This window comes from Halomonas sp. DQ26W (assembly GCF_003339685.1).
In the GTDB taxonomy this organism is placed as follows: Bacteria; Pseudomonadota; Gammaproteobacteria; order Pseudomonadales; family Halomonadaceae; genus Halomonas.
Genome location: NZ_QPKI01000024.1, coordinates 38,560 through 62,619, shown reverse-complemented (window position 1 = coordinate 62,619; position 24,060 = coordinate 38,560). Strand labels below are relative to the sequence as shown.

Genomic DNA, 24,060 nt, shown 5'->3' with positions numbered 1-24,060 from the left:
AGTCAGATGAGGAATAGATTGCCTGGTGATCAAGCGGCTCGATGACGTTGCAGTGGATCGGTGTCGGCAACACCTCGGTTCAGCCCCCGCATTCGACACCCTGATGAATTAGGAGGGCTAACATCATGACTGTCATTCGGCAGGCGTCGATCATCGGCATCATCGCCGTCGGAGTGACGGTCGTCATTATTGGCGGAAACCTGGACCTGTCCGTGGGCTCGATGCTGTCATTCGCCACCGTTCTGGTAGTGGATCTCCACGACAAGATAGGACCGACGAATGCCATCCTGGTGATGTTTGCCTTCACCCTGCTTCTCGGCGCCGTGAATGGCTTCCTGATCGGCTTGATGCGCCTCAACTCTTTGATCGTAACGCTTGCCATGCTCTCCGTCATCCAGGGGTTGGTGTTGATCTACAGCGGTGGCCAGAACGTGGATATCGCCAATCAGGAAGGCACCTGGTTCGCCTTCTTCGGCCGCGGTTATGTGCTGGGGATCGCGGTGCCGGTGCTGCTGTTTGGCCTGCTGGCTATTCTGATGCAGATCGTCATGTCCCGTACCGGCTACGGGCGACGCATCTTTGCCGTCGGTGGTAACCCCATGGCCGCCGTCTACTCGGGTATTCGCAAGAACTGGGTCGTTTTCAGCACCTACCTGATCTCGGCCTTCTGCGTGGCCTGTGCCGCGTTGGTGCTCGGCTCTCGGGTCATGGGCTCCCAGAATAACGTGGGTCAGGGCTACGAACTGTTGGTGCTCGCCGGCATCATCCTGGGTGGCACCAGCCTGCTCGGCGGCGCCGGCAGCATCTGGAAGACGGTAATCGGTGTACTGATTCTGGGCTTCATCCAGAACGGCCTGTTGCTGATGGGCTACCCGTACTACACCCAGTGGATCGTGACCTGGGTAATCATCATCCTGGCCGTCTGGCTGGACCTCGCCAACAAGCGCAAGCGCTTGCTGACGACCCACTCATGACGCGGAGGCATCACGCATGATTTCACTCAAAGGCTTCTTCCGCGGTAGGACGGCCATCCAGCCGATCTGGATCTTCGTCATCGCCATTTTCATTTTCTTCAGCTTCATGTCGGAGTACTTCCTGTCGCTGGGTAACATCACCAATATCCTGGTCCAGACCTCGACCATTGGTCTGATCGCGCTGGGAATGACCTACGTGATGATCAACGGCAACATCGACCTGTCGGTGGGCGCGATACTGGGGCTTGCCGCCTCACTGGCGGTGGGGCTCCAGGATTATGGACTGACCATCGCTATCATCGTAGCGCTGGCGTCCGGCATATTGCTTGGGGCGATCAATGGCCTGGTGGTGTGGAAGACCGGGGTCAACGCTTTCATCGTCACCCTGGGCGCCATGCTGGGTATCCGCGGGTTGATCTTCCTCTACACCGGCGAGCAGTCCTTCTACTCGATGAACTTTGCCTTCGCCGACTTCGGTGCCAGTACCATCGGCCCGTTCCCGGTGCTGGCGATCATCTTCCTGTTCTGCACCCTGGTGATGCACCTGGTACTGACCCGCACCGGCCATGGCCGCAATACCTTTGCGGTGGGCGGCAATCCTGAGGCTGCCATCGATGCCGGCATCCGGCTAGGCCGCCACATGATGATCAACTTCATCATCGTCGGTTTCTTTGCCGCCCTGGCCGGGGTGCTCCTGGCCAGCCAGATGGGCGCGGCTACTCCCAATCTGGGGCGCGACTATGAGCTATGGACCATCACCGCGGTAGTACTCGGCGGCACCAAGCTCACCGGTGGCTACGGTAGCATCACCGGCACCCTGGGGGGTGTGCTGGCCATCGGCATCCTGCGCAACGGCATGAACCTGATGCAGGTGCCAGCCTTTTACGTGCTGGTCATCCTTGGCGTGATCCTGATCTCGGTACTGATCATCGACAAGAAGCTCAATGTGCCGTCGACCAAGGAGGTGCGGATATGACCCCCATACAAGGCAGTACTGGCCAACGCCAACTGATCGATGCCGAGCCGGTCCTCAAGCTGGAAGGTATCACCAAGCGTTTCCCCGGGGTGGTAGCACTTAACAAGGTTGATTTCGATGTACGTCCCGGCGAGGTCCACGCCCTGCTCGGCGAGAACGGCGCCGGGAAGTCGACCCTGATGAAAGTGCTGGCCGGCAAGCATCAGGCAGACGAAGGGACAATCATTCTCAGTGGCGAGGAGATGGCCTTCGAGAACCCCAAGCATGCCAAGCGCGCCGGGGTCGTGCTGATCCACCAGGAGCAGTCACTGGTGCCGGGGATGACCGTTGCAGAGAACATCTACCTCGGCAGCCTGCCGAAGAAGTGGGGCAACCGGGTCGACTGGCCCAAGCTGCGCGAGGATACCAACCGGATCCTCGAAACCCTCAAATGCAGCTTCCAGCACGATGATCTGGTGGGCTCGCTGTCGATCGCCAAGAAGCAGATGGTCGAGATCGCTCGCGCCCTCGTTTTCACCCCGCGGGTCGTAGTCTTCGATGAGCCCACCGCCTCGCTGACCGATCACGAGAAGCCAGTGCTCTACGACATCATCCGCAACCTGCAGAAGCAGGGGGTGGGGATCGTCTACATCTCGCACCGCATGGACGAGATATTCCACCTGTCACATCGCATCTCGGTGCTGCGCGATGGTGAGTACACCGGCACGGTGAATACCTGCGACACCAACGAGGACGAGGTCACGCGGATGATGATCGGCCGCAGCCTGGAACTTGACCATGCCAGCAAGCCCACCGAATTTGGCGAGAACATGCTCGAACTACGCAACCTCTCGGTGAGGCGGATCTTCGAGGATGTCAGCTTTAAGGTTCGCAAGGGCGAGATCGTCGGCATGTATGGCCTGGTGGGGGCGGGACGCTCGGAGGTGGCCGAGACCATCTTCGGCCTGCGCGGCTACACGGCCGGCGAGGTGGTGATGGATGGTGAGGTCGTCAACTTTCGCAACACCCACGACGCTGTGGTCAAGGGCATCGCTTTGGTACCGGAGGACCGCAAGGAACAGGGATTGGTGTTGGGCATGAACTGTCGGGACAACATGACCCTGGCGAGCCTTTCGAGCGTGTCTTCCATGGGCTTCATGAAGGGTTTGGCCGAGCTCAGTGTCTACGACAAGTACCACCAGGCCATGAAAATCAAGTCGCCCAGCTGGCGCCAGAAGGTCGGCAACCTGAGTGGCGGCAACCAGCAGAAGATCGTCATCGGCAAGTGGCTGCATACCCACCCCAAGCTGCTGATCCTAGACGAGCCGACCCGCGGGATCGATGTGGGCTCCAAGGCCGAGATTCACGCTCTAGTCAAGGATCTCGCCAAGTCGGGCTACGCGGTGCTGGTGATCTCCTCCGAGATGCCAGAAGTGCTCGGCCTGAGTAATCGCATCATTGCCATGTATGAAGGCCGGGTGACCGCAGAATTTGATGGCGACTCGGTATCCGAGGATGTGCTTGTTCAGGCAATCACGGGGCAGAACACGGAGCAACGGGCTTCGCCTAAACCCGAAGCTGTTTAGGACAGCGGATAAGGCCGATTAAAGCTGGCAGTTCGATGGGCGCTGGAGAGGGCAGGAAATCGGGCAATGTCCAATCCAAGAAAATGCAAATCCCAACTCATTAATTGAACATGGGGACAAGAAATGAATACCATCAAGCCAACCGAACCTAAAATTATACTTCCGGAAGATATCAATCCCCGCTGGGATTGGAGTAGACCGATTCCATCTCCGGGCCGTATGGCCGTTGATTTTGAAGAGCGTGTTAACTTTCAGCGCCTTCATCGGTATCGCACCGCGCGGGCACGCCAAGCACTCGCCAACTCCAATATGGGGGCGATTCTGTGTTTCGACAATAACAACATTCGATATCTTACCAGCAGTGTTATCGGAGAGTGGTCTCGCGACAAGGTCTGTCGTTATACGCTGTTCACGGGAAACTCTGACCCCTATCTGTGGGACTTCGGCTCGGCGGCGGCGCATCACCGCCTGCATGCCCCCTGGCTGGAGTCGGACCGGTGCCATGCCGGAATGCTGGGGCTCCGGGGATCCGTCAATGAAAATGCAGGGCTTTTCAAACGTGCAGCAAAGGAGATTGCCGACCTGTTACGGTATGAGGGAGTTGCGGATTTACCGCTGGGTGTCGATGTTATCGAGCCCCCCATGTTCTTTGCGCTTCAGGCGGAAGGCATTACCGTTTGCGATGCCCAGCAGGTGATGCTTGATGCTCGCGAGATAAAGAGCATGGATGAAATCATCCTGCTCAATACCGCCGCCTCGATGGTCGATGGTGCCTATCACCTCATTGCAGAACACCTCAAGCCGGGAATCCGGGAAAACGATGTGGTAGGTCTTGTCAACAAGTACCTGTATGAGCAGGGGTCCGATGATGTGGAAGCCATCAATGCAGTATCGGGCGAGCGTTGCAGCCCACATCCTCACAATTTCTCCGACCGGATGTACAGGCCAGGCGATCAGGCCTTCTTTGACATCATCCAGTCCTTCATGGGCTATCGGACCTGTTATTACCGTACGCTTAACGTGGGATTGAAGACGCCGGGCCAGGTAGATGCATACAAGCAGGCACGGGAATGGATCGATAACGCAATCGCCCTGGTCAAGCCGGGCATGACAACCGACAAGATCGCAGCGGTCTGGCCCAAGGCGGAAGAGTTTGGATTCGTCAGTGAAATGGAGGCCTTCGGATTGCAGTTCGGACATGGACTTGGTATGGCGCTGCACGAACGCCCCATCATCAGCCGGCTCGTATCCTTTGATCACCCCTTCGAGCTGAAAGAGGGCATGGTTTTTGCCCTGGAAACCTATTGTCCGGCCCTGGATGGCAGTGGGGCTGCCCGCATCGAGGAAGAGGTGGTCGTGACCAAGGATGGCTGCCGTGTCATCACCCTCTTTCCAGCGCAGGACCTTTTTGTCGCCAACCAGTACTAGAGGTTCTTGAGTACCTGAGTAGCCACTCAAGGTAAGTCTAAACCACACAATCGGACAGTTATATGAACAGAATGCTTATCGAATCGGCGCCCAAGCGCCTTTATATCGATGGAAACTGGGTGGCAGCATCGGATGGTTCCGAGTTCTCCGTATATGATCCTGCCAATGAAGAGGAACTGGCGAGAGTGGCGTCTGCCACTGCGGAGGATGCCCTCAAAGCGGTGGACGCAGCCCACCGGGCCGGCGATATCTGGCGGCAGTATTCTCCTCGCGCCCGGGCAGAGATACTGCGCAAGGCCTATGAACTGATGCAGGACAACCGCGATAAAATTGCCACGCTCATCTCCCTGGAAGAGGGAAAGACGAAGGCCGAGGCGCTCGGTGAGGTCAACTACGCCTCCGAATTCTTTCGCTGGTACGCTGAAGAAGGAGTGCGGGACCTGGGTGCCCTTATGCGCTCCCCGGGCGGCGCCAACAACATCCTCGTTCAGCATCATCCTGTGGGCGTATGCCTCTTGATTACCCCCTGGAACTTCCCTGCCGCCATGGGGACGCGCAAGATTGCACCGGCGCTGGCCGCCGGCTGCACGGTGATCCTCAAGCCTGCCTCGGAGACGCCGCTGACGGCCCTGTTGCTGGCAGAACTGCTGGAGGAGGCCGGCGTGCCGGCGGGCGTGGTCAATGTGCTTCCCTCCCGTCGCGCCTCGGTTATCACCAATGCCATCCTCGGCGACGAGCGCTTGCGCAAGATATCGTTCACCGGGTCGACTGAAGTCGGGCGTCTGCTGCTGGCCAAGGCCGGGGAACGAGTGGTCAACTGCTCGATGGAGCTGGGGGGGAATGCGCCCTTTATTGTACTGGATGATGCCGATATGGACGTGGCAATCGATAGCGCACTGGTCGCCAAGATGCGTAATGCCGGGGAGTCTTGCATCGCTGCCAACAGATTTTATGTCCATTCATCGATCGTCGAAGAGTTCTCTTCGCGACTTGCCGAGGAGATGGGAAAGTTGACGGTTGGTGACGGCCTGGAAAATGGGGTCGATGTCGGCCCCTTGGTGAACGCCGACACCCTCAATAAAGTTTGTGAACTAGTGGATCAGGCTGTCGCCCAAGGTGCTAAGACTTTGACCGGAGGCGAGCGAATGAAGCGAAAGGGATATTTTTATAAGCCAACGGTAATGACCAATATTCCCGAGACGGCGAATATCTGCCAGACCGAAATTTTTGGTCCTGTGGCAGCAATTTATCCCTTTGATGACATTGATGAGGCCATTTGGAAAGCGAATCAGACCGAGTTTGGTCTTGCGGCGTATGTCATTGGTCGCGACCTGGGCCGTGCCCTGTCGGTGGCCTCTCGCATCGAAGCCGGAATACTCGGGATCAACCGCGGTTTTGTATCCGACCCGGCGGCCCCCTTCGGGGGTTTCAAGCAGAGTGGTATCGGACGAGAGGGGGCCCAGGATGGCCTGCACGAGTTCATCGAAAAGCAATATATAGCGGTTGAATGGTGACGTCTTTCATTTTTATAAGAGATGGAAGTCATCACCCTTTCTAAAGGGTCGGAAGGTTTTGTGCCTTTTCTGGCATCGATCGTTAAGCCGACTCTTATACGGGAGTCGGAAGGCGCAGCATGTTTCCCCTGCTTTGCTTGACTCGATCCCGAATGCTACAGGAGTTTAATGATGTCTAAGTCGAAGAAGATCCCTCTGGATGTGGACTGGTTGGAAATCGAGTCCACCTCTTCCGACTGGGATGAGGTAGGCAAAGTCGAATGTATCAAGATGCTCAGCCATATGCAGGTGATTCGGGAATTCGAAGAGGCCCTGCTGGTGCTGGAGAAACAGGGGTTGGTACACGGCCCCCTGCACGTCAGCGTTGGCCAGGAAGGGGCGATCGTGGGAGCCATGTCGGTATTGCGCGATACGGATCTCGTCAACGGGTCTCATCGCGGTCACCATCTCTTCCTTGCCAAGGCACTGAATTATTTGCACGAAGAGGGCTTCGATCCGACAAGCGAACAGTATGCCGATTCCGTGCGCGAGATGCTGTATCGCACCATGGCCGAGATCATGGGCCTGACTCCTGGCTTCAGTAACGGGCGGGGCGGTTCCATGCACCTGCGCTGGGAAGAGGCTGGTGTGCTCGGCACCAATGCCATCGTCGGTGGTGCCGTGCCGATTGCGGCGGGTGCAGCCTGGTCGAAGAAGCGCGACGGTGACCAGGATCTGGTACTCACCTCCTTCGGTGACGGTTCCTGCCATATCGGCAATGTCCTTGAGACCCTGAACCTGTCGGCCCTCTATGACCTGCCGCTGTGCTTCTACATCGAGAACAACGGCTATGCGGTTTCCACTACGGTGAAGGAGCAGGCCCGCGAGACCCGCATGTCGGCTCGTGGGCTCGGCTTCGGCATTCCCTCGTTCCGGGTCAACGGCATGGACCCCATGAGCGTGCGGGCCGCGATGGAGAAGGTCGAGGCCCTGCTGCGCGAGGGCAAGGGTCCGGCCATTCTGGAGGTCGATGTCTACCGCTACTATCACCACAGCGGCGGTATCAAGGGCAGCGCCTTCGGCTATCGTGACAAGGCTGAAGAGGAGGAGCGCCGCAAGCAGGATCCGATCGAATGCATGGAAAAGGGACTGCGCAAGCGGAAGTGGATCGACGAAGAAGAACTCGATTTCCTGCGTGAGAATGCTCGTCACGCCGTCGAGTCGGCCGTCGACCGCTTGACCCAGAGCGTCGATGGTCGTCGCTCCATCATTGCGGAGCTCTGGCCGGACCCGAAATCCTGCGACGAGGACCTTCGTGGCGATCTCACCGAACTTGATGGTATTGATTTCGTCGAGGAAGACTCCTATAGCGGCACCCTTGGCGAGGTGAAGTTCATCGAAGTCATCGCCGGGACCCTGGTGCGCCGGTTCGAGGAGGATGAGCGTTACTACGTGCTGGGCGAAGATGTCCACAAGCTCAAGGGTGGCACCAATGGTGCCACCAAGGGAATCCCCGAGCGCTGGCCGGACCGCTGTGTCCCCACACCGATCGCCGAGCACGGCTTCGTGGGCATGGCAGGGGGAACCGCGATGGTGGGCAAGTACCGCCCGATCGTGGAATTGATGTATCCGGACTTCGCGCTGGTAGCGGCCGACCAGTTGTTCAACCAGATTGCCAAGGCACGCCACATGTTCGGTGGCACGGTCAAGGTTCCGCTGGTATTGCGTACAAAAGTTGCGATCGGCACCGGCTACGGTTCCCAGCACTCGATGGATCCGGCGGGGCTCTTCTCGATGTGGCCGGGCTGGCGCATCGTCGCACCCTCTACGCCCTTCGACTACGTCGGCCTGATGAACAGCGCCCTGAAATGCGACGACCCTGTATTGGTGATCGAGAGCGTTGATCTGTATGGCAGCACCGGCACGGGACCGGTCGAGGATCTCGATTATTTCATTGAACTTGGGAAGGCGAAGGTTGTGCGCCGTGGCAGGAAGTTCACCGTCCTGACCTACCTCAACATGGTCGACAAGGCGGTCGAGGTCTGCGAGGCGCTGGGGATCGATGCCGAGGTCATTGACCTGCGCTCCCTGGACCGCGCGAGCATCGACTGGGATACCCTCGGCGAGAGCATTCGCAAGACCAACCATGTGGTCGTGCTGGAACAGGGCTGCTTGACCAATTCCTACGGTGGAATGCTCGCCGACGAGATCCAGAAGCGCTATTTCGACTATCTCGACCATCCAGTGCGGCGCATCCACGGCGGCGAATCCTCCCCCAGCGTCTCGCGGGTGCTGGAGCGTGCGTCTTATGTCGGCGAGGAGGAAATCACCGCCGGCTTCCAGGCGGCCTTGGCGGACATGGGTGCGGCGCTGAAACGGGCTATCGCCTGACTCTCGACCGAACGTCTTAGCTGATTGCCCCTTCCCCACGGCCGGGGGGAGGTCCCTGAACAGATTGCCGGAGGCGTCATGGTAAACAATCAATCAGGCCTGCCCGGCCTGCGTGGCACGGATCATATCGGTTTCACCGTTCCCGATCTGGATGAAGCGGTCACCTTCTTCGTCGATGTGATCGGCTGTGAAGCCTTCTATGAGCTGGGCCCCTTCGAGGGTGGTGACTGGATGGCTCAGCAACTCGGTGTTCATCCACAGACGGTGATGAAAAAGCTGAAGTTCCTGCGCTGCCAGAACGGCTCGAACTTCGAGCTGTTCGAGTACCAGGCGCCTGATCAGGCCTCTGAACCACCCAAGAACAGCGATGTCGGCGGCCATCACTTGGCGTTCTATGTCGACGATTTCGATGCAGCGCTGGACTACCTCAAGCGCAGGGGGGTGGAGATCATGGGCGAACCCGTGGTGCGCGAATCCGGGCCCAGCGGCGGCCAGACCTGGGTCTATTTCAAGGCCCCCTGGGGCATGCAGCTGGAACTGCTCAGTTATCCCCGCGGCAAGGCGTATGAGAAAGACTATCCGAACAAGCTCTGGCACCCGGCTAATCCCGCCGCCTGAACATTGACTCGATGCCTGACTGTCACTTGTGGCTTCGAAAAAGATCAAGGAGATAGACAAGTGCCCATTGAAATTAGATTACCCCCCGTCACCCCTGACTTCGATGCCGGTACCATCGGCGCCTGGGCCAAGCACGTCGGTGAGCCGGTCGAGAAGGGCGATGTCATCGTCGAGGTGGAAACCGACAAGGCCATGATCGAAGTGGAAGCCGAGGAAAGCGGTGTGCTGGGCCGTATCCTCGTCGGCGACGGTCAGTGCGACGTCCCAGTGCATTCCACCATCGGCATTCTGCTCCAGGATGGCGAAACCGACGCGGATATCGACACCTTCCTCAACGGGGCCGACTCGACCGTGCTCGACCGTGCCGTTCCCACCTCCTCGCCAGCGCCGTCCGAGCCCACGGCGGGCACGACAGAAACCGTGTCGGCGCCTGCCACAGCACCAGCCGGGGAATCGCGCATCTTCGCCAGTCCGCTGGCGCGTCGCATTGCCAGCCAGAACGGTGTCGATCTCTCGGCCCTCACGGGGCGTGGCCCCAATGGCCGAATCCTCAAGGCCGACATCAATGACTTCCTCGGTGCACGTACTACCGAGCCCGAGCCGACGGCACCGGCTGAAGTCGTACCGTTACCGGCCAGGCAGGCACCGCAGGGGCATGGCGCCCACGAGGCGATAAGCCACAGCAGCATGCGCAAGGTGATTGCGTCGCGGCTGGTCGAATCGAAACAGACGATTCCGCACTTCTACCTCGATGTGGCCTGCGAGATCGACGTGCTGCAGGCGCTGCGTGCCAGCCTCAACGCCGAGTCACCCCAGGGAGAGGGCCACTTCAAGCTCACGGTCAACGACTTCGTGATCAAGGCCGCCGCACTGGCGCTGCGCGATGTGCCTGAGGTCAATGCCAGCTGGACCGATGCCGCGGTGCTCCGCTACCAGGAGGTCGACATCTCGGTGGCGGTGTCGACCGAGCAAGGGTTGATTACCCCCATCGTTCGCAAGGCCGATACCAAGGGCCTTGCAACATTATCCAATGAGGTAAAGGCGCTGGCCGGCCGAGCCCGTGAAGGACGCCTCAAGCCCGAGGAGTACCAGGGTGGCGGTTTCTCGATCTCGAACCTGGGCATGTATGGCATCGAGTCCTTCAGCGCCATCATCAATCCTCCCCAGTCCTGCATCCTCGCCGTGGGTGCCGCTGAGAAGAAGCCAGTAGTCCGAGGTGACGAATTGGCGATCGCGACGCTGGTCAACTGTACCCTCTCGGTCGATCACCGGGTGGTTGATGGCGCCGTTGGAGCGCGCTTCCTGCAGGCGTTCAAGCACTACCTGGAACACCCCACCCACATGATGCTGCGCGGTGGTTAAAGCGCCAAAGGGGCAGGGCTCCAGGCTTTTCGAACAGAGGGTAAAGAGAGTGGCGATGAACACATATGATCTAATTGTGGTGGGTGGTGGACCTGGCGGCTATGTCGCGGCCATTCGAGCGGCCCAACTGGGGATGAAAACAGCGTTGGTAGAGCGAGAGCATCTGGGTGGGATCTGCCTGAACTGGGGCTGTATACCCACCAAGGCGTTGCTGCGCTCGGCCGAGATGATTGAGCAAATTCGTCAGGCCGATCGCTACGGCATCTCGGTGGCCGGTGTCGAGTTCGATCTTGACCAGATCGTCGCCCGCTCCCGCCACATTGCCGGCACGCTCAACAAGGGTGTCGCCCATTTGCTGAAGAAGCACCAGGTCGAGGTCTATTCCGGGCATGCGCGACTCACGGGGGGAGGGCAACTCGAGGTGGACTGCGACTCGGGGCGTATCGACATGGCCTCCGGCAGCATCATCCTGGCAACCGGGGCGCGAGCGCGCAGCCTGCCGGGCATCGAGCCCGACGGCAAGCTGGTCTGGACCTACAAGGAGGCCATGACGCCGGATTCGCTGCCCGACTCGCTGCTGGTGATGGGGGCCGGTGCCATCGGCATCGAGTTCGCGAGCTTCTACAACAGCCTGGGGGTCAAGGTCACGGTCGTCGAGGCGCTGGACCAGATCCTGCCTGCCGAGGATGCCGAAATCGCCGAACTGGCTGACAAGGCGTTCCGCGAAAAGGGCATCCGGATCCTGACGGGAACCCGGGTCATCGAGCTGCGCAAAGGGGCGGATTCCGTGGTCGCCGTGGTCGAAAGCGAGGCGGGGCGGCAGGAGATCGAGGTGACGCGCCTGATCTCCGCCGTCGGCGTGGTCGGTAACACGGAGCAGCTCGGCCTGGAGCATACCCGCGCCGAGGTCGACCGCGGCACCATCAGGGTCGATGAATGGTCGCAGACCGCGGAACCCGGCCTCTATGCCATTGGCGATGTGGCCGGTGCTCCCTGCCTGGCCCACAAGGCCAGCCATGAAGGCATCATCTGTGTCGAGAGGATCGCCGGCGAGCCCGGCGTGTCGTCGTTGGACAGGGCAGCCGTGCCGGGCTGTACCTATAGTAGCCCCCAGATCGCCAGCGTCGGCCTGACCGAAGCCAAGGCGCGGGAGCAGGGCTATCAGGTTCGGATCGGACGCTTCCCCTTCAAGGCCAACGGTAAGGCCATTGCGCTGGGTGACCCGGAGGGGATGGTAAAAACCGTGTTCGACGAGCAGAGCGGCGAGCTACTCGGGGCCCATATGATCGGGCCCGAGGTGACCGAGATGATCCAGGGCTATGTGGTGGCACGACAGCTGGAAACCACCGAGCATGAGTTAATGCAGGCCATTTTCCCCCACCCGACCCTGTCCGAGAGCATGCACGAGGCCGTGCTGGATGCCTATGGAAAGGTCCTGCACGTTTAAAATCGACCGTCGCTACCACTACCATTCATCACCGTGAGGTACGTTATGCCAACCTATGTCTATGAAACCCTTCCCGTGGATGGGGCAACGCCGCCCCGCCGCTTCGAGCTCTTCCAGAAGATGTCCGAGCCGCCGCTTGAGGTCGATCCCGAGACGGGCTTTCCCGTGAAGCGGGTGATATCCGGTGGCTTGGGACTCAAGTTCAAGGGCTTGAGACGCACTACCCAAGTCAATAAATCCAGCCCGGCCGCCACGGCCTGCGGTTGTTCGAGCGGTTGCGGTCATCGTCATTGACAGAAAGCCGCCGGGTTCTTGCTTGTTCACCAAGCATTTATTGATCCATGACGCCTTGTTCGTGATAGTGATGATTGTCGTCGTGCTACTTACCGGTATGAATTTAGGCGTCGATTGCCGCTGAAACCGTCATGACGCTATCTTGGGACCATTGGCGAACCTGAGGCGAGGAAAGCATGATCGACCGTTCCGAGGATAGCCATCCGGAGGGCCCTTACGATCGGCTGACACAGATGCCGATGTCGAGGCTTTCCAACATGGAATTCGCCCGATTCCTCGACTTTGTCGAGCACTTCGAGGAGGAGACCGAGAATAGCCTCTCCATGGCCAACGGCTACCGGGAAATGCGCATGATGCTTCATCTCATGCGCAACCACCTGGCGGGCCGTCTGACGACGCCCACGTCTCTCGCCGATGCGTCCGGGCTCTCCTATGGCACCGCCAAGCGTAGGATAGAAAGCATCATGAAGCGCGGGTTGATCCTTTCACGCCCCAGGACGAAATCGGGCAAGACCGTATCGCTGCACCCCTCCCCAGTGATGATCGCGGAGTGGGAGCGCTATGCAAATCGAATCAAAGCCCTCCTAGGCCCACTGTTCGGCGTGGATCCGGCATCGGAACTGGTCAATCGGATCTTCCACAGCGCCGATTCGGGATGCGTGATTTCGACGCCCGCGGTGCTATCGGAACGCCTCGAAATAAAGGGCGGGCTGAGGGTGCTGATCCATGCCGACCCCACATTTATGGCGATGCACAACCTCAAGCGCCAATTGGAGTCGATCTTCGGACTCGAGATCCACAACACGGCCAAGTCAATCGACCGTCTGCTTGAGGAAATCCTCGACAATGCCCGGCGGGCGACCTCGCGCTACGATCTGGTGGCCTGCGACCTGCCGTGGTTCGGTGAACTGGCCTCGAAAGGAGTCCTCATGCCGCTCGATCGCCTGATCGAGCGCGATAGGCAGGACCTATCCGACTTCCACTCAGTCGCCATCCGGAGCGCCCGATATGCCGGCCAGCAGTACGGTATCCCGTTACAGACGACGCCGGAATTGCTCTGCTACCGTAAAGATCTGCTGGAGCACGCCCGGCTCGAAGCGCCGACCACCACCGAGGCCTTGATCAAGGTCGCCCGGCACCTCCATGATCCGGGAAAGGGGCGTTACGGGATCGCCTGGAATGCCGCTAGAGGAACCCCGCTTGGGCACACCTTTACTTTCCTGATGGCCAAGTTCGGCCAGCCGATCATCAATCTTCCCTCCACCGATGGCGGTTTCGACTACGAGAGTGCGAGCGACGATGCGCTGCGACCGATGTTCCTGTCAGATGCGGCCTACCAGTCCTGCGAGTATATGCTGGATATACTCAAGTACTCGCCGCCCAACATCCTGGAGATGGCCTGGTATGAGCGTGCCAAGTCCTACTCGTCCGGCGAGTCCTGCATGGCCTACTGCTATACGCTTTTGGCACCACTGATCGAGTTCAACAGGGAGTCCCCGGCCCGGGGCAACACCGGCTATCTTCCCCACCCGACTGGCCAATATGGTCGCACCATCACCCCCATCGGTGGCTATGCGCTGGGGATCCCGGCCAACCTTTCCGAGGAGCGGGTCGAGGCGGCCTGGACGGCCCTGCGCTACCTGGCCTCGGCCAGCATGTCGAAGCTCTATATTATGAACGGCAGCCTGGTGACGCCGCGCTTCAGCGTCAGCCAGGATCCCGAGGTCGCGGCGCTCTCTCCGCTGATCGGGATTGTGGACGACATGGCGCGCCGGGATATCCTCCAGGCCTGGCCGCGGCCTCCAGTGCCGGGAATCACCGACCTGATCAGTATCGCCGGTAATGAAATCTTCGAGGTGCTGGATGGGCGGCGATCAATCAAGAAGGCCCTGTCCATGGCGCAGGACAGGGCTGATCGAATAATGCGAGACAGAGGTCACTACTGATTCATCGGTCGGCACGGTGGTATCACTGCAGGATCATGCCACCATCGATCATCAGCAGTTGGCCGGTCATGTAGTCCGATTCTTGGCTGGCGAGGAAGGAGGCCGTGCCGACCACATCTTCCGGGTAGGAGTAGCGCTTCATCAGGATCATCTTCTCGGCGAGCTGGTCCATGGACTGGCCCTGCTTGTCGAACTTGCCGATGCTGACCAGGTCCTTGTCGAGCTGCTCCCAAAGCTCGGTACGCACGACGCCGGGGCCGTAGCCGTTGACGGTGATGTTGTGATCGACCAGCGCCTTGGCGCCACCGTTGATCATGGCGAGTACGGCGTGCTTGCTGCAGGAGTAGGGCACCACATCATCGAAGGCCTGACGCGAGAGGATTGAGCCCACATTGAGGATCTTGTAGGGACCGTTTTCTTTGCCCTGCGCGATCATTTGCTTGGCGGCTTCCTGCATGCCGATCAGGCAACCCAGTGCATTCACGTCCATGATCTGATGCCAATTTTCTTCGGTAATATCGAGAAACATAAGCGGCTTGTTGATGCCCGCATTGTTGACCATGACGTTGAGGCTGCCGAAGGCCTCGACGGTGGCCTGGACGGCCGCCTTCATTTGGTCTCTCTCGGTTACGTTGAGCTTGACCGCGATGGCCTTGCCACCATCTCTGCCGTTGATGCGCTTGACAATTTCCTCGCATCCTTCGATGTTGAGGTCGGCAACGCAGACATTCGCGCCCTGCGCGGCATAGTGCTCAGCGACTGCGGCACCCATGCCTCGGGCTGCACCGGTGATAAGGCAGTTTTTTCCCGTGAGTCGATTCTTGTCCATCGTTTCGCCCTTTATATTGTTTAAGGAATTTATGGCAGCGCCATTAAATTCTGGTGTGAGTCGGAGCCGACCATCATTACGTAACTTGTCCAGCGGTTCCTTTCGATGAAGCTAGCCGAGGATTAAAGCCTCTTTGCTTGCTGAACTGCATTGTCGGCGGGGCGGCGGCGAAAGCGACAGTTCGCGAAAGGGTCAATCTGACCAATTTGGATTTTTTGGGTGAGTAGCATGGCGGTTAGTCCTCATGCGAACTGGGATGCCATGGCTATCCCGTTTCCGGAATTGCTTTTCCTAAAGGTTTAGAACTGGATTCTTATAGTTACAGCATTGCGATCAGGCTTCGATGTAGCCGGCCCCTGACCTGATGGTATCAGCGAATGGGTAGAAGGTTGGTCAGCGTCATCAGCCAGATCACCAGGCTGATGGTCACGAAGGAGAGCCGTGTGCCGACTCATCAGTGTGGCGGCACTGACTCCGCCAAGGTCATAGCGCTGGCCGATGATCGGGTAGATGCTGATCATCGGCGCGCAGGCAAAGAGCACCATGGCGGCCACTGGGTAGCCAATAAAGCCGTTATTGGAAGCGGACATGCCGAGCACGTGCCTCCTTGCCTTTAACACGGCTGCCTTGTCGCCTTGGTGATACTGGCGATGGCTTCGTCACTCATCGTTCTGTCGTTCGGTTCACAGTCGCGGAGTCGACGTGGCCTGGCTTTCAGCCATTCAGCTGATATGGGCTCGAATCCGCCGAGCCTTCTCCTGTAGCAACGGCAGATAGCGCTGCTGCAGGGTGTCGCAATCGACGCGGGCAGCATTGGTGCTGATGTTGATGCCCCCCAGCAGCTTGCCGTTGGCGTCGAACACGGGCACCGCCAGTGATCGCAATCCCGAGTCCAGCTCTTGGTCGACAATGGCATAGCCCATCTGGCGTCCCTCGATGATGCGCCGCTTTAGCTCTGCCTTGTCCATCACGGTGCGGTCAGTGTAGCGGTCGAGTTTCACTCGCTGGAGAAAGGCTTCGAGTTCGTTCTCCGGAAGTTGTGCGAGAAGCACACGGCCAAGTGAGGTATGGGCCGCCGGCAGGCGGGTACCAACCGAGAGAGTAATGGCCAGCAGACGGTGACTCGCGGCGGAGCGGGCCACATAGATGACTTCATCCCCCTCCAGAACGCCCATCGAGGCGGACTCTCCGATTTCTGCCGTAATGTCCTCAAGCACTTGCTGGATAACGCTGCGGTAATTGTTCGCCGATAGAAAGGAGTAGCCGAGCTGGAGTACCTTTGGGGCTAGCTCGAACGCCCGCCCCTGCTTCTTCACATATCCAAGGGCATGCAGCGTGAGCAGGAAGCGGCGCGCCTTGGCTCGGTTCATCCCTGTCCGGGCGGCTACTTCGCTCAGCGTCATGCGAGGGTGTGCTTCATCGAAGGCCTGAATGACTTCCAGCCCGCTGGCCAGCGCGGTAACAAAGTCGCGATCCTCTGGGTTCAATACCTCGTCTTGCATTGGAAACGTCCTCTCCTCTTCGTGCTGAGTTCGCTGCGTGCAGGCGGCGAGAAGATAACGCATCAATGTTCGATATGCGAACAAAATGTGCTGCAGCCAGTGGCCATGGCCCCTCATGCTAGCTCAGCAAGGTGTTAAGACTAAAGTCGGGTTTTTGCATTTAGGCGGATCACAGTAGTCTTGGTGTGTAATGCGAATATATGTACGTACAGCGAACAAATAGATTTAACCGATAAGGTGCCATTATGAAGAAAATCGTGAAAGCAGCATGCCTGGCCGCCTGTAGCGGAGGTCTGGTTCTGGGAGCTTCCGTTTCGACGGCCAGTGCCAATGAATGGCCCACCAATGACGTGCGCCTGGTCGTTCCCTATGCCCCGGGCGGCACCACCGATGTACTCTCGCGACGCGTTGCCGACCTGCTGCAAGACGAATTGGATGCCAACGTCGTTGTCGAGAACCGTCCTGGGGCGGGTTCCACCGTGGCTACGGGCCGGCTGGCACGTGGTGGCCGTGACGTTGACCACACCATCCTGATGGCTTCGCCGGGCCACACCATCGGGGCGGCGATCTACCCCGACCTGGCCTATGATCCAGTTAAGGATTTCGTCTTTCTGCAGAACTTGATCGATATCCCCAACGTGATGGTAGTGCCGGCTGATAGCCCCTTCGACAGCGTGAATGACTTCGTAGAGGCGGCGCGCGAGCAGGGCATGACCTTCAGCCACAGTGGTGTGGGCAGCTCCATCCACATGTCTGGCGAGCTGTTCAAGACGCTGACCGAGACCAACATGACAGCGGTTCCCTTCGCTGGTAGTGGCGCGGCGCTGCCGGCCCTGTTGGGCGGCGACGTCGATGTCTCCTTCGAGAACATGCCGACGGTGTTGTCCCATATCCGCTCCGGTGACCTGAGGGCCTTGGCAGTGACTTCCGCTGAGCGCTCCGAGTACCTGCCGGACGTGCCGACCCTGGCCGAAATTGGCGAGTACAACCTGGACCAGTTTGTGACCACAGCCTGGTTTGGCCTTATCGCGCATGAGTCTTTCCCCCAGGAAGCCCAGGACGCCATGAGCGAGGCGCTTGCCAGTGTGATGAAGCGTGAAGAGTTCCTCGACTTCGCCGAGCAGTTGGGTGCCGAGCCGGGTCAAGTGGGTGGTGAAGCGTTCAAGGAGTTCATCGCACAAGAAGTCGAGCGCTGGCAAGAAGTTGCCGAGCAGGCAGGCATCAGCCAATAATCGAGTGGGCTGATCCCAATAATCGCTGAGGCGAGGACGCCGTTCTCGCCTCGCTTGTCCGTCTGTGGAGGGGTGTAATGTCGACTTCGTCTCCCCGACGTATCAGGGCTGTCCGCGACACCGGCGACGTTCTGGCAGGATGCGTGCTGATGACCGCTTCCGCTATCCTTTTGTTCTACCTGGTGCCCAACTACATCAGCGAACCGCCAATCCTGCAGAATCCGATGATGTCTCCCCGATGGCTGCCGCGCATCGTGGGTGGGCTCATGCTTGGCTTCTCTTTTCTGCTGATCGTGCAAGGGCTGCTGGTCGATAACACCGGAAAGGATGACGGTCGGCGTATCGAGAGGGGGACCAGGCTGCGCTTTGCCATGATGGTGGTTGCACTGGCTGTCTACGTGGTGCTGTTCGAGGCCCTGGGCGCAGTGATTGCCGGCATTCTGGCCACCCTGATTCTCTTTGCTGCACATCCGGTCAGGATATGGTGGGTCTACAGCCTGGCGTTCGTGTTCCCTGCCGCTGTCGCCTTCATCTTCGTGAAGGTCATGAACGTGCCGCTTCCGCTGATGCCGTTTTGATGGCAGGCGCTCCAAATAGCTCTGGGTGACCTATGGAAATGTTTTCGGAAGTCCTTGAACTCTTCCTCAGTCTGGACAACTTCATCGCCATTGCACTGGGCGTCGTCATCGGTGTCGTGGTCGGCTCCATTCCGGGCCTGACTGCCACCATGGCGGTGGCCCTGGCGCTGCCGTTCACCTTCTCCATGCAGCCGGTAGCCGCCATCCTGCTGCTGGTGGGCATCTACAAGGGCGGCATGTACGGCGGCTCGATCACCGCCATCCTGATCCGCACGCCGGGCTCGCCGGCATCCGCTTGCACCCTGCTCGACGGCTACCCGATGGCCCAACAGGGGCATGCCAAGAAAGCGCTCAAGACGGCGCTCTACTCGTCGGTGATCGCCGATTTCATCTCCAACATCGCGCTGATCTTCTTTGCCGCCTATCTGGCCAAGATCGCGCTGAACTTCGGCGCCCCGGAGTTCTTCTGGCTGATCTGCTTCTCGCTGACCATCATCATTTCGTTGGCCAGTGGCTCGATGATCAAGGGCCTGCTCGCAGCACTGATGGGCATCCTGCTTTCTTTAGTGGGGCTGGACGAGGTCTATGGCTCGCAACGCCTTACCTTCGGCAACTACAGCCTGATGGATTCCATCTCGTTTATCCCGCTGCTGATTGGTCTATTTGCCATCCCGGAAATCATCGAGTTCTATCGCAAGAAGGCCCTGCCGCACATCAAGGCCAAGGCCAGTGGTGTGGGCATGACACTGGCGGAACTCAAGCGCTGTCTCAAGAGCATCATTCGGGGCAGCCTGATCGGTGTGGTCATCGGCGCGATTCCCGGTACCGGCGCCACTGCCGCTGCCTTCATCTCCTACAGCGACGCACGCCGCCGCTCACCCAACCGTGACAATTTCGGCAAGGGGGAAGTGGAAGGCGTGGCTGCTGCCGAGGCGGGTAACAACGGTGTGGCCGGGGCGACCTTGATCCCGCTGCTGTCGTTGGGCATTCCGGGTGATGTGATTACCGCCATTATTCTCGGCGCCTTCATGGTTCACGGGTTGACGCCCGGCCCGATCATGTTCCAGGAGAACCTGACGCTGATCTATGCACTGTTCGTCGGCATCATGTTCAGCTCGCTGGTGTTGCTGGTGGTGGGCAGCGGTGCGATCAAATATTTCTCATTGATCGCCGATATTCCCAAGTCGATCCTCTTTCCCATTGTGCTGATGTTCTGCGTCTATGGAGCATACGCCGTTAATAACGATACCTTCGACGTGTGGCTGATGCTGGGCTTCGGCGTGCTGGGCTACATCTTCAACCGGGCGGCGATACCGGCGGCTCCCTTTCTTATCGGCTTCATCCTCGGGCCGATGTTCGAGGACAACCTGCGGCGTTCGCTGCTGATCGGGCACAACGACCTGTCGATCTTCGTGCGCGGCCCGATCACCTGGTTCTTCATCGCCATTACGGTGGGCTCGATCCTGCTGGCAATCTACCGTTTTGTGTCCGCCCGTCGACAGCTGCGCCGTGACACGACTCAGGAGGCCTCATGAGCAACATGCAAGCCATCGAGATTACCGCACCGGGTGAGCCGGAGGTGCTGCGGCTCACCGAGCGCTCGATCCCGACACCGGGCGAGGGTGAAGTGCTGATCCGCGTTGCCGCCTTCGGCATCAACCGCCCCGACATTTTCCAGCGCCGGGGTAACTATCCTGTGCCACCCGGTGTCACCGACATCCCTGGGCTCGAAGTGTCTGGGGAAATCGTCTCGGGAGATCTCGATCACGCCGGCAATGCTTTCGGCCTGGCTGTCGGGCAACGGGTCTGTGCCCTGTTGCAGGGTGGCGGCTATGCCGAGTACTGCACCGCCCCGGTGGCGCAGTGCCTGCCCTATCCGGACGGCTTCAGCGACGTCGAGGCCGCCGCGCTTCCGGAAACCTACTTCACCGTATGGAGCAACGTCTTTCAACGTGGTGCCTTGGGACAGGGGCCGCGCGGCAGAAGTGAGACCTTGCTGGTGCAAGGCGGTAGCAGCGGCATCGGCACCGTGGCGATCCAGCTCGCGGTGCAGCGGGGCCACCGGGTCTTCGCCACGGCGGGCTCGCAGGAGAAGTGCCAGTTCTGTGAGTCGTTAGGTGCCGAGCGAGCGATCAACTATCGCGAGGCGGACTTCGCCGCCGAGGTCATGTCTCTCACCGAGGGGCGTGGCGTAGATGTGATCCTCGATATGGTTGGAGGCGACTATCTGCCACGCGAGCTCGCCTGTGCTGCAGATGACGGGCGCATCGTGATCATCGCCCTGCAGGGCGGTAAGGAGGCGACCATCCCGCTCTCCCACATCCTGCGCCGCCGGGTGACTGTGACCGGTTCCACCCTGCGCCCACGGGATGCTGCCTTCAAGGGTGAGATTGCCCGGGCGCTGCATGCCGATGTCTGGCCACAGCTAGCCGATCGTCGCGTCAAGCCGATCATCGAGGTCGTGATGCCGGCCGAGCGGATCGTCGAGGCACACCAGTTGATGGAATCGGGCACTCACAAGGGCAAGATCCTGCTGACCTGGGGCTGAACGGACAGCATTTCATTCCAGTGTGTCTGAGCCAGCCTGGTGCGTTGCACCGGGAAGGACTCGGTCAGCAATGTCTGTTTACTCCAAGGATGTCGGTAGGCGTCAGCACAGCAAGTCTGGCTGAACTCGAACTCGCCAGTGATTCCCGGCGACAAGTGCTAGACACGCTGGCAAGTCAGGCATCTCGATGCCTGTGAAAGCAAGAATCGGAGACAACACTATGGCGGGACCGCTGACAGGCCTGCGCGTGCTGGACCTGAGCCGCGTGATGGCCGGCCCCTGGTGTACCCAGATACTGGCCGACATGGGCGCGGAAGTGATCAAGGTCGAGCGCCCGGTGACCGGTGATGATACTCGCCACTGGGGGCCGCCCTGGCTCAAGGATGGCTATGGTAACGAGACCCGCGAGTCGGCCTACTATCTTTCGGCCAATCGCGGCAAACATTCGGTGACCGTGGATATCGGTAAGCCGGAGGGACAGGCGCTGATCCGCGAGTTGGCTGCCGAGAGCGATATCCTGGTGGAGAACTTCAAGAGCGGTGGCCTGGCCCGGAAGGGACTCGACTACGCCAACCTCGAGGCCATTAACCCAGGGCTGATCTATTGCTCCATTACCGGCTTCGGCCAGACCGGGCCGATGGCCGCCATGGCCGGCTATGACTACTTGATCCAGGCCCAGGGCGGGTTGATGAGCATTACTGGGGGGGCCGACGGCGAACCGGGCGCCGGTCCTCAGCGGGTCGGCATGGCGGTGGCAGATCTGACCACTGGCATGAACGCCGTCATCGCTATCCTCGGCGCATTGCACCATCGCAACCAAGCCGGCGAAGGACAGTACATCGACATGGCGTTACTCGATGTGCAGGTGAGCTGGTTGGCCAATCAGGCACAGAACTACTTCTGCAGCGGTACGCCGCCTACCCGCACCGGCGAGTACCACCCCAATCTGGTGCCCTATCAGCCGTTCCCTACTGCCGACGGCGAAAAGGTAATCATCGCCATCGGCAACGACGGCCAGTTCCAGCGCTTTTGCCAGGTGGTGGGGCGTCCGGAGCTGGCCGAGGATCCGCGCTTCGCCACCAATCCGGAGCGGGTGCGACATCGGCTCGAGCTGGTAGCGTTGATGGTCGAGATCACGCTCACGCGTAGCAGCACTGAATGGATTGCGCTGCTGAGCGAGATCTCGGTTCCCTGCGGGCCGATCCAGAATATCGCCCAGGTGTTCGAGGATCCTCAGGTCCGGGCCCGGGAGATGAAGATCGAGCTCGAGACCGAGCATGGGCTTGTACCCGGCGTGGCCAACCCGATAAAGTACTCCCGCACCCGGCTGGAGTATCGCAAGGCGCCTCCGGCGCTGGGGGCGGACACCGATGCCGTGCTGGCGCAGCTGCTCGGCAAGGCGCCGGAGGAGATCGACACACTGCGACGACGGGGTGTTCTCTAGTCTCGGCCATGGTGACACGACAGGGTAACAGGCCGCATTTCTATGCGTTGCCCAGCTATCTGCTGGCGGCCGTGGCCGTGCTCACCGTATGGCGACAGCTGGGCGCGCCGGCGATGGTCGGCTACCTCTCAGAGCTGCTTCTGATCGGATTTCTCGTGCTCGCCTGGCCGCGCCTTTCGGCCATGGCGCGACTGCTGCTGCTCGCCTGTGGCGCGGTCTCACTTTTGGCCATCTGGCGCAGCCAGGCACCCTTGGCGGTGTTGCACGAAGCCGCAGGCAGCTTCGCTTTTCTGGCTGCCTTCATGACCGCCCTGGCGCTACTGCGATTGCCGGCCTATCGCTCGCGGCTGATTCGTCGCTGCGGGAAAAGTCTGCTGCTGCAGCCGCCCGGCTGGCGCTACCCGATGCTATCGGTGGGCTCGACGCTGTTTGGTATCGTGCTCAATTTCGGCGTGCTCAATCTCTTCATGTCGATGATCGAGAAGGCCAACACCTTGGGGGCGGCTCAGGGGAGGGTATGGGTACAGCGGGTGCGTCGACGGCGCATGTTGCTTGCCACGCTACGCGGCTTCACTCTGGCGCCGCTGGTGTCGCCTCTGGGTATAGGCGTGGCGGTGGTGCTGGGCAACCTGTCTGAACTGCAGTGGCGCGAGCTTTTTCCCTACGTGTTGGCGGCGGCCACGCTGCTGTTCCTGCTGGGTTGGTTATGCGACTACCTGGCCGGGCCGCGCCCAGGCCGCCAGGCCGTTGTGAAGGGGCGACCTACGCTATGGCCACTGCTGCATTTCAGCCTGCTGCTGTCAGCGCTCATGGGGCTGGTCTTCACGATTGCCAGTTGGCTTTCGTTGAGACTGCCTCAGGCAGTGCTGGTAGGGGTGCCGCTGGGGGCCTGGCTTTGGCTTGCCTGGCAGTGCCGAAGACAGGGGGCAGCCGGCATCTTGCCGTCCGCCGTGGTGCTCGGACGACGCTTGCCTGGGCTGCTAGGCAGCATCGGTAATGAGGTGGTGGCGTTGGGAGCGGGGGCGTATCTGGGCTATCTTAGCGTGGTGCTCATGGACCCGGCCCAACTAGCCGAAGTGGCAGCATTGCTGATCGAGTTGGGAAGCTGGCTCCCCCTGCTGGCACTGCTGCTGATCGTGGCGCTTGCTCAGATAGGGGTTAACCCCATCATCAGCGTGACCTTTCTCACCAGCATGGTCTCGCAGGTATCGCTGCCGGGTGTTTCACTGCCGCTGCTGGCGGCGGCCATGCTGGTGGGCTGGTCGCTGACCATGGTGTCGTCACCATTCACCGCGGCAATGATGATCATGTCGCGCTTCACCGGCATGTCGGCGGGGCACATCGGCCTGCGCTGGAACGGAATTTTCCTGGCTGCCTCGCTTGCGGCCGCGGCCCTTGTGCTTAGATTCGTGAGCTGAAGAGTTGGTGAGCTG

General features: G+C 59.9%; 20 protein-coding genes. 17 read left to right on the top strand and 3 right to left on the bottom strand.

Annotated elements, in window-relative coordinates:
- Positions 1–125: 125 nt before the first annotated feature.
- The 11 genes from DU490_RS12865 to DU490_RS12815 all read left to right on the top strand — a co-directional run bounded on the left by DU490_RS12865 (position 126) and on the right by DU490_RS12815 (position 14,494).
- Positions 126–974, top strand: coding sequence for an ABC transporter permease (locus tag DU490_RS12865; RefSeq protein WP_114574690.1), 849 nt, complete (start codon positions 126–128; stop codon positions 972–974).
- A 16-nt stretch (positions 975–990) separates the two neighbouring features.
- Complete coding sequence (locus DU490_RS12860; RefSeq protein WP_114574689.1) at positions 991–1,950, top strand: ABC transporter permease; 960 nt, start codon at positions 991–993, stop codon at positions 1,948–1,950.
- Positions 1,947–3,515 (top strand): sugar ABC transporter ATP-binding protein, encoded by a 1,569-nt coding sequence (locus DU490_RS12855; RefSeq protein WP_114574688.1) that lies wholly within the window; start codon positions 1,947–1,949, stop codon positions 3,513–3,515. Before DU490_RS12860 ends, DU490_RS12855 begins: the two co-directional genes overlap by 4 nt.
- 123 nt (positions 3,516–3,638) lie before the next feature.
- The gene (locus tag DU490_RS12850) at positions 3,639–4,943 is read left to right on the top strand and encodes a Xaa-Pro peptidase family protein (RefSeq protein WP_114574687.1); all 1,305 of its coding nucleotides are present in this window, start codon (positions 3,639–3,641) and stop codon (positions 4,941–4,943) included.
- A 62-nt stretch (positions 4,944–5,005) separates the two neighbouring features.
- Positions 5,006–6,457 carry an NAD-dependent succinate-semialdehyde dehydrogenase gene (locus DU490_RS12845; protein WP_114574686.1) on the top strand — a complete coding sequence of 484 codons (1,452 nt, stop codon included), beginning with the start codon at positions 5,006–5,008 and terminating at the stop codon, positions 6,455–6,457.
- Positions 6,458–6,628: 171 nt separating this feature from the next.
- Complete coding sequence (locus tag DU490_RS12840; protein WP_114574685.1) at positions 6,629–8,827, top strand: thiamine pyrophosphate-dependent enzyme; 2,199 nt, start codon at positions 6,629–6,631, stop codon at positions 8,825–8,827.
- Between the two features lie 78 nt (positions 8,828–8,905).
- The gene (locus DU490_RS12835; RefSeq protein WP_114574684.1) at positions 8,906–9,445 is read left to right on the top strand and encodes a VOC family protein; all 540 of its coding nucleotides are present in this window, start codon (positions 8,906–8,908) and stop codon (positions 9,443–9,445) included.
- A 60-nt stretch (positions 9,446–9,505) separates the two neighbouring features.
- Positions 9,506–10,807 (top strand): pyruvate dehydrogenase complex dihydrolipoamide acetyltransferase, encoded by a 1,302-nt coding sequence (locus tag DU490_RS12830; RefSeq protein ID WP_114574683.1) that lies wholly within the window; start codon positions 9,506–9,508, stop codon positions 10,805–10,807.
- Between the two features lie 55 nt (positions 10,808–10,862).
- Complete coding sequence (lpdA, locus tag DU490_RS12825) at positions 10,863–12,254, top strand: dihydrolipoyl dehydrogenase (protein ID WP_220270495.1); 1,392 nt, start codon at positions 10,863–10,865, stop codon at positions 12,252–12,254.
- A gap of 45 nt (positions 12,255–12,299) precedes the next feature.
- On the top strand, positions 12,300–12,548 hold the full coding sequence (locus tag DU490_RS12820) for a zinc ribbon domain-containing protein (protein ID WP_114574681.1): 249 nt from the start codon (positions 12,300–12,302) through the stop codon (positions 12,546–12,548).
- 176 nt (positions 12,549–12,724) lie between these two features.
- Complete coding sequence (locus DU490_RS12815; RefSeq protein WP_114574680.1) at positions 12,725–14,494, top strand: extracellular solute-binding protein; 1,770 nt, start codon at positions 12,725–12,727, stop codon at positions 14,492–14,494.
- A gap of 22 nt (positions 14,495–14,516) precedes the next feature.
- Here the strand turns inward: DU490_RS12815 and DU490_RS12810 are convergent, their stop codons facing one another.
- From DU490_RS12810 to DU490_RS12800, 3 genes are all read right to left on the bottom strand, one after another.
- Positions 14,517–15,323, bottom strand: coding sequence for an SDR family NAD(P)-dependent oxidoreductase (locus DU490_RS12810; protein ID WP_114574679.1), 807 nt, complete (start codon positions 15,321–15,323; stop codon positions 14,517–14,519).
- 299 nt (positions 15,324–15,622) lie between these two features.
- Positions 15,623–15,913 (bottom strand): hypothetical protein, encoded by a 291-nt coding sequence (locus tag DU490_RS12805; RefSeq protein WP_114574678.1) that lies wholly within the window; start codon positions 15,911–15,913, stop codon positions 15,623–15,625.
- A 132-nt stretch (positions 15,914–16,045) separates the two neighbouring features.
- On the bottom strand, positions 16,046–16,825 hold the full coding sequence (locus DU490_RS12800) for an IclR family transcriptional regulator C-terminal domain-containing protein (protein WP_114574677.1): 780 nt from the start codon (positions 16,823–16,825) through the stop codon (positions 16,046–16,048).
- A 245-nt stretch (positions 16,826–17,070) separates the two neighbouring features.
- On the opposite strand from DU490_RS12800, the gene DU490_RS12795 reads away from it, so the two are divergent.
- The 6 genes from DU490_RS12795 to DU490_RS12770 all read left to right on the top strand — a co-directional run bounded on the left by DU490_RS12795 (position 17,071) and on the right by DU490_RS12770 (position 24,045).
- Entirely contained in the window at positions 17,071–18,057 is a 987-nt protein-coding gene (locus DU490_RS12795; protein ID WP_114574676.1) for a tripartite tricarboxylate transporter substrate binding protein, read from the top strand.
- Positions 18,058–18,134: 77 nt separating this feature from the next.
- Positions 18,135–18,635 carry a tripartite tricarboxylate transporter TctB family protein gene (locus tag DU490_RS12790; RefSeq protein ID WP_114574675.1) on the top strand — a complete coding sequence of 167 codons (501 nt, stop codon included), beginning with the start codon at positions 18,135–18,137 and terminating at the stop codon, positions 18,633–18,635.
- A gap of 32 nt (positions 18,636–18,667) precedes the next feature.
- Complete coding sequence (locus DU490_RS12785; RefSeq protein WP_114574674.1) at positions 18,668–20,170, top strand: tripartite tricarboxylate transporter permease; 1,503 nt, start codon at positions 18,668–18,670, stop codon at positions 20,168–20,170.
- Positions 20,167–21,183 carry an NAD(P)H-quinone oxidoreductase gene (locus DU490_RS12780; protein ID WP_220270494.1) on the top strand — a complete coding sequence of 339 codons (1,017 nt, stop codon included), beginning with the start codon at positions 20,167–20,169 and terminating at the stop codon, positions 21,181–21,183. Before DU490_RS12785 ends, DU490_RS12780 begins: the two co-directional genes overlap by 4 nt.
- A gap of 220 nt (positions 21,184–21,403) precedes the next feature.
- The gene (locus tag DU490_RS12775; protein ID WP_114574673.1) at positions 21,404–22,627 is read left to right on the top strand and encodes a CaiB/BaiF CoA-transferase family protein; all 1,224 of its coding nucleotides are present in this window, start codon (positions 21,404–21,406) and stop codon (positions 22,625–22,627) included.
- 8 nt (positions 22,628–22,635) lie between these two features.
- Positions 22,636–24,045 carry a hypothetical protein gene (locus DU490_RS12770; RefSeq protein WP_114574672.1) on the top strand — a complete coding sequence of 470 codons (1,410 nt, stop codon included), beginning with the start codon at positions 22,636–22,638 and terminating at the stop codon, positions 24,043–24,045.
- Positions 24,046–24,060: the final 15 nt, after the last annotated feature.

Bases quoted from the DNA above. Each gene is read 5' to 3' on its own strand.
- DU490_RS12850 (WP_114574687.1), top strand. From the start codon at position 3,639: ATGAATACCATCAAGCCAACCGAACCTAAAATTATACTTCCGGAAGAT.
- DU490_RS12785 (WP_114574674.1), top strand. From the start codon at position 18,668: ATGGAAATGTTTTCGGAAGTCCTTGAACTCTTCCTCAGTCTGGACAAC.
- DU490_RS12815 (WP_114574680.1), top strand. From the start codon at position 12,725: ATGATCGACCGTTCCGAGGATAGCCATCCGGAGGGCCCTTACGATCGG.
- DU490_RS12780 (WP_220270494.1), top strand. From the start codon at position 20,167: ATGAGCAACATGCAAGCCATCGAGATTACCGCACCGGGTGAGCCGGAG.
- DU490_RS12865 (WP_114574690.1), top strand. From the start codon at position 126: ATGACTGTCATTCGGCAGGCGTCGATCATCGGCATCATCGCCGTCGGA.
- DU490_RS12805 (WP_114574678.1), bottom strand. From the start codon at position 15,913: ATGTCCGCTTCCAATAACGGCTTTATTGGCTACCCAGTGGCCGCCATG.
- DU490_RS12855 (WP_114574688.1), top strand. From the start codon at position 1,947: ATGACCCCCATACAAGGCAGTACTGGCCAACGCCAACTGATCGATGCC.
- DU490_RS12770 (WP_114574672.1), top strand. From the start codon at position 22,636: ATGGTGACACGACAGGGTAACAGGCCGCATTTCTATGCGTTGCCCAGC.
- lpdA (WP_220270495.1), top strand. From the start codon at position 10,863: ATGAACACATATGATCTAATTGTGGTGGGTGGTGGACCTGGCGGCTAT.
- DU490_RS12840 (WP_114574685.1), top strand. From the start codon at position 6,629: ATGTCTAAGTCGAAGAAGATCCCTCTGGATGTGGACTGGTTGGAAATC.
- DU490_RS12810 (WP_114574679.1), bottom strand. From the start codon at position 15,323: ATGGACAAGAATCGACTCACGGGAAAAAACTGCCTTATCACCGGTGCA.
- DU490_RS12800 (WP_114574677.1), bottom strand. From the start codon at position 16,825: ATGCAAGACGAGGTATTGAACCCAGAGGATCGCGACTTTGTTACCGCG.
- DU490_RS12790 (WP_114574675.1), top strand. From the start codon at position 18,135: ATGTCGACTTCGTCTCCCCGACGTATCAGGGCTGTCCGCGACACCGGC.
- DU490_RS12775 (WP_114574673.1), top strand. From the start codon at position 21,404: ATGGCGGGACCGCTGACAGGCCTGCGCGTGCTGGACCTGAGCCGCGTG.
- DU490_RS12835 (WP_114574684.1), top strand. From the start codon at position 8,906: ATGGTAAACAATCAATCAGGCCTGCCCGGCCTGCGTGGCACGGATCAT.
- DU490_RS12845 (WP_114574686.1), top strand. From the start codon at position 5,006: ATGAACAGAATGCTTATCGAATCGGCGCCCAAGCGCCTTTATATCGAT.
- DU490_RS12820 (WP_114574681.1), top strand. From the start codon at position 12,300: ATGCCAACCTATGTCTATGAAACCCTTCCCGTGGATGGGGCAACGCCG.
- DU490_RS12860 (WP_114574689.1), top strand. From the start codon at position 991: ATGATTTCACTCAAAGGCTTCTTCCGCGGTAGGACGGCCATCCAGCCG.
- DU490_RS12795 (WP_114574676.1), top strand. From the start codon at position 17,071: ATGAAGAAAATCGTGAAAGCAGCATGCCTGGCCGCCTGTAGCGGAGGT.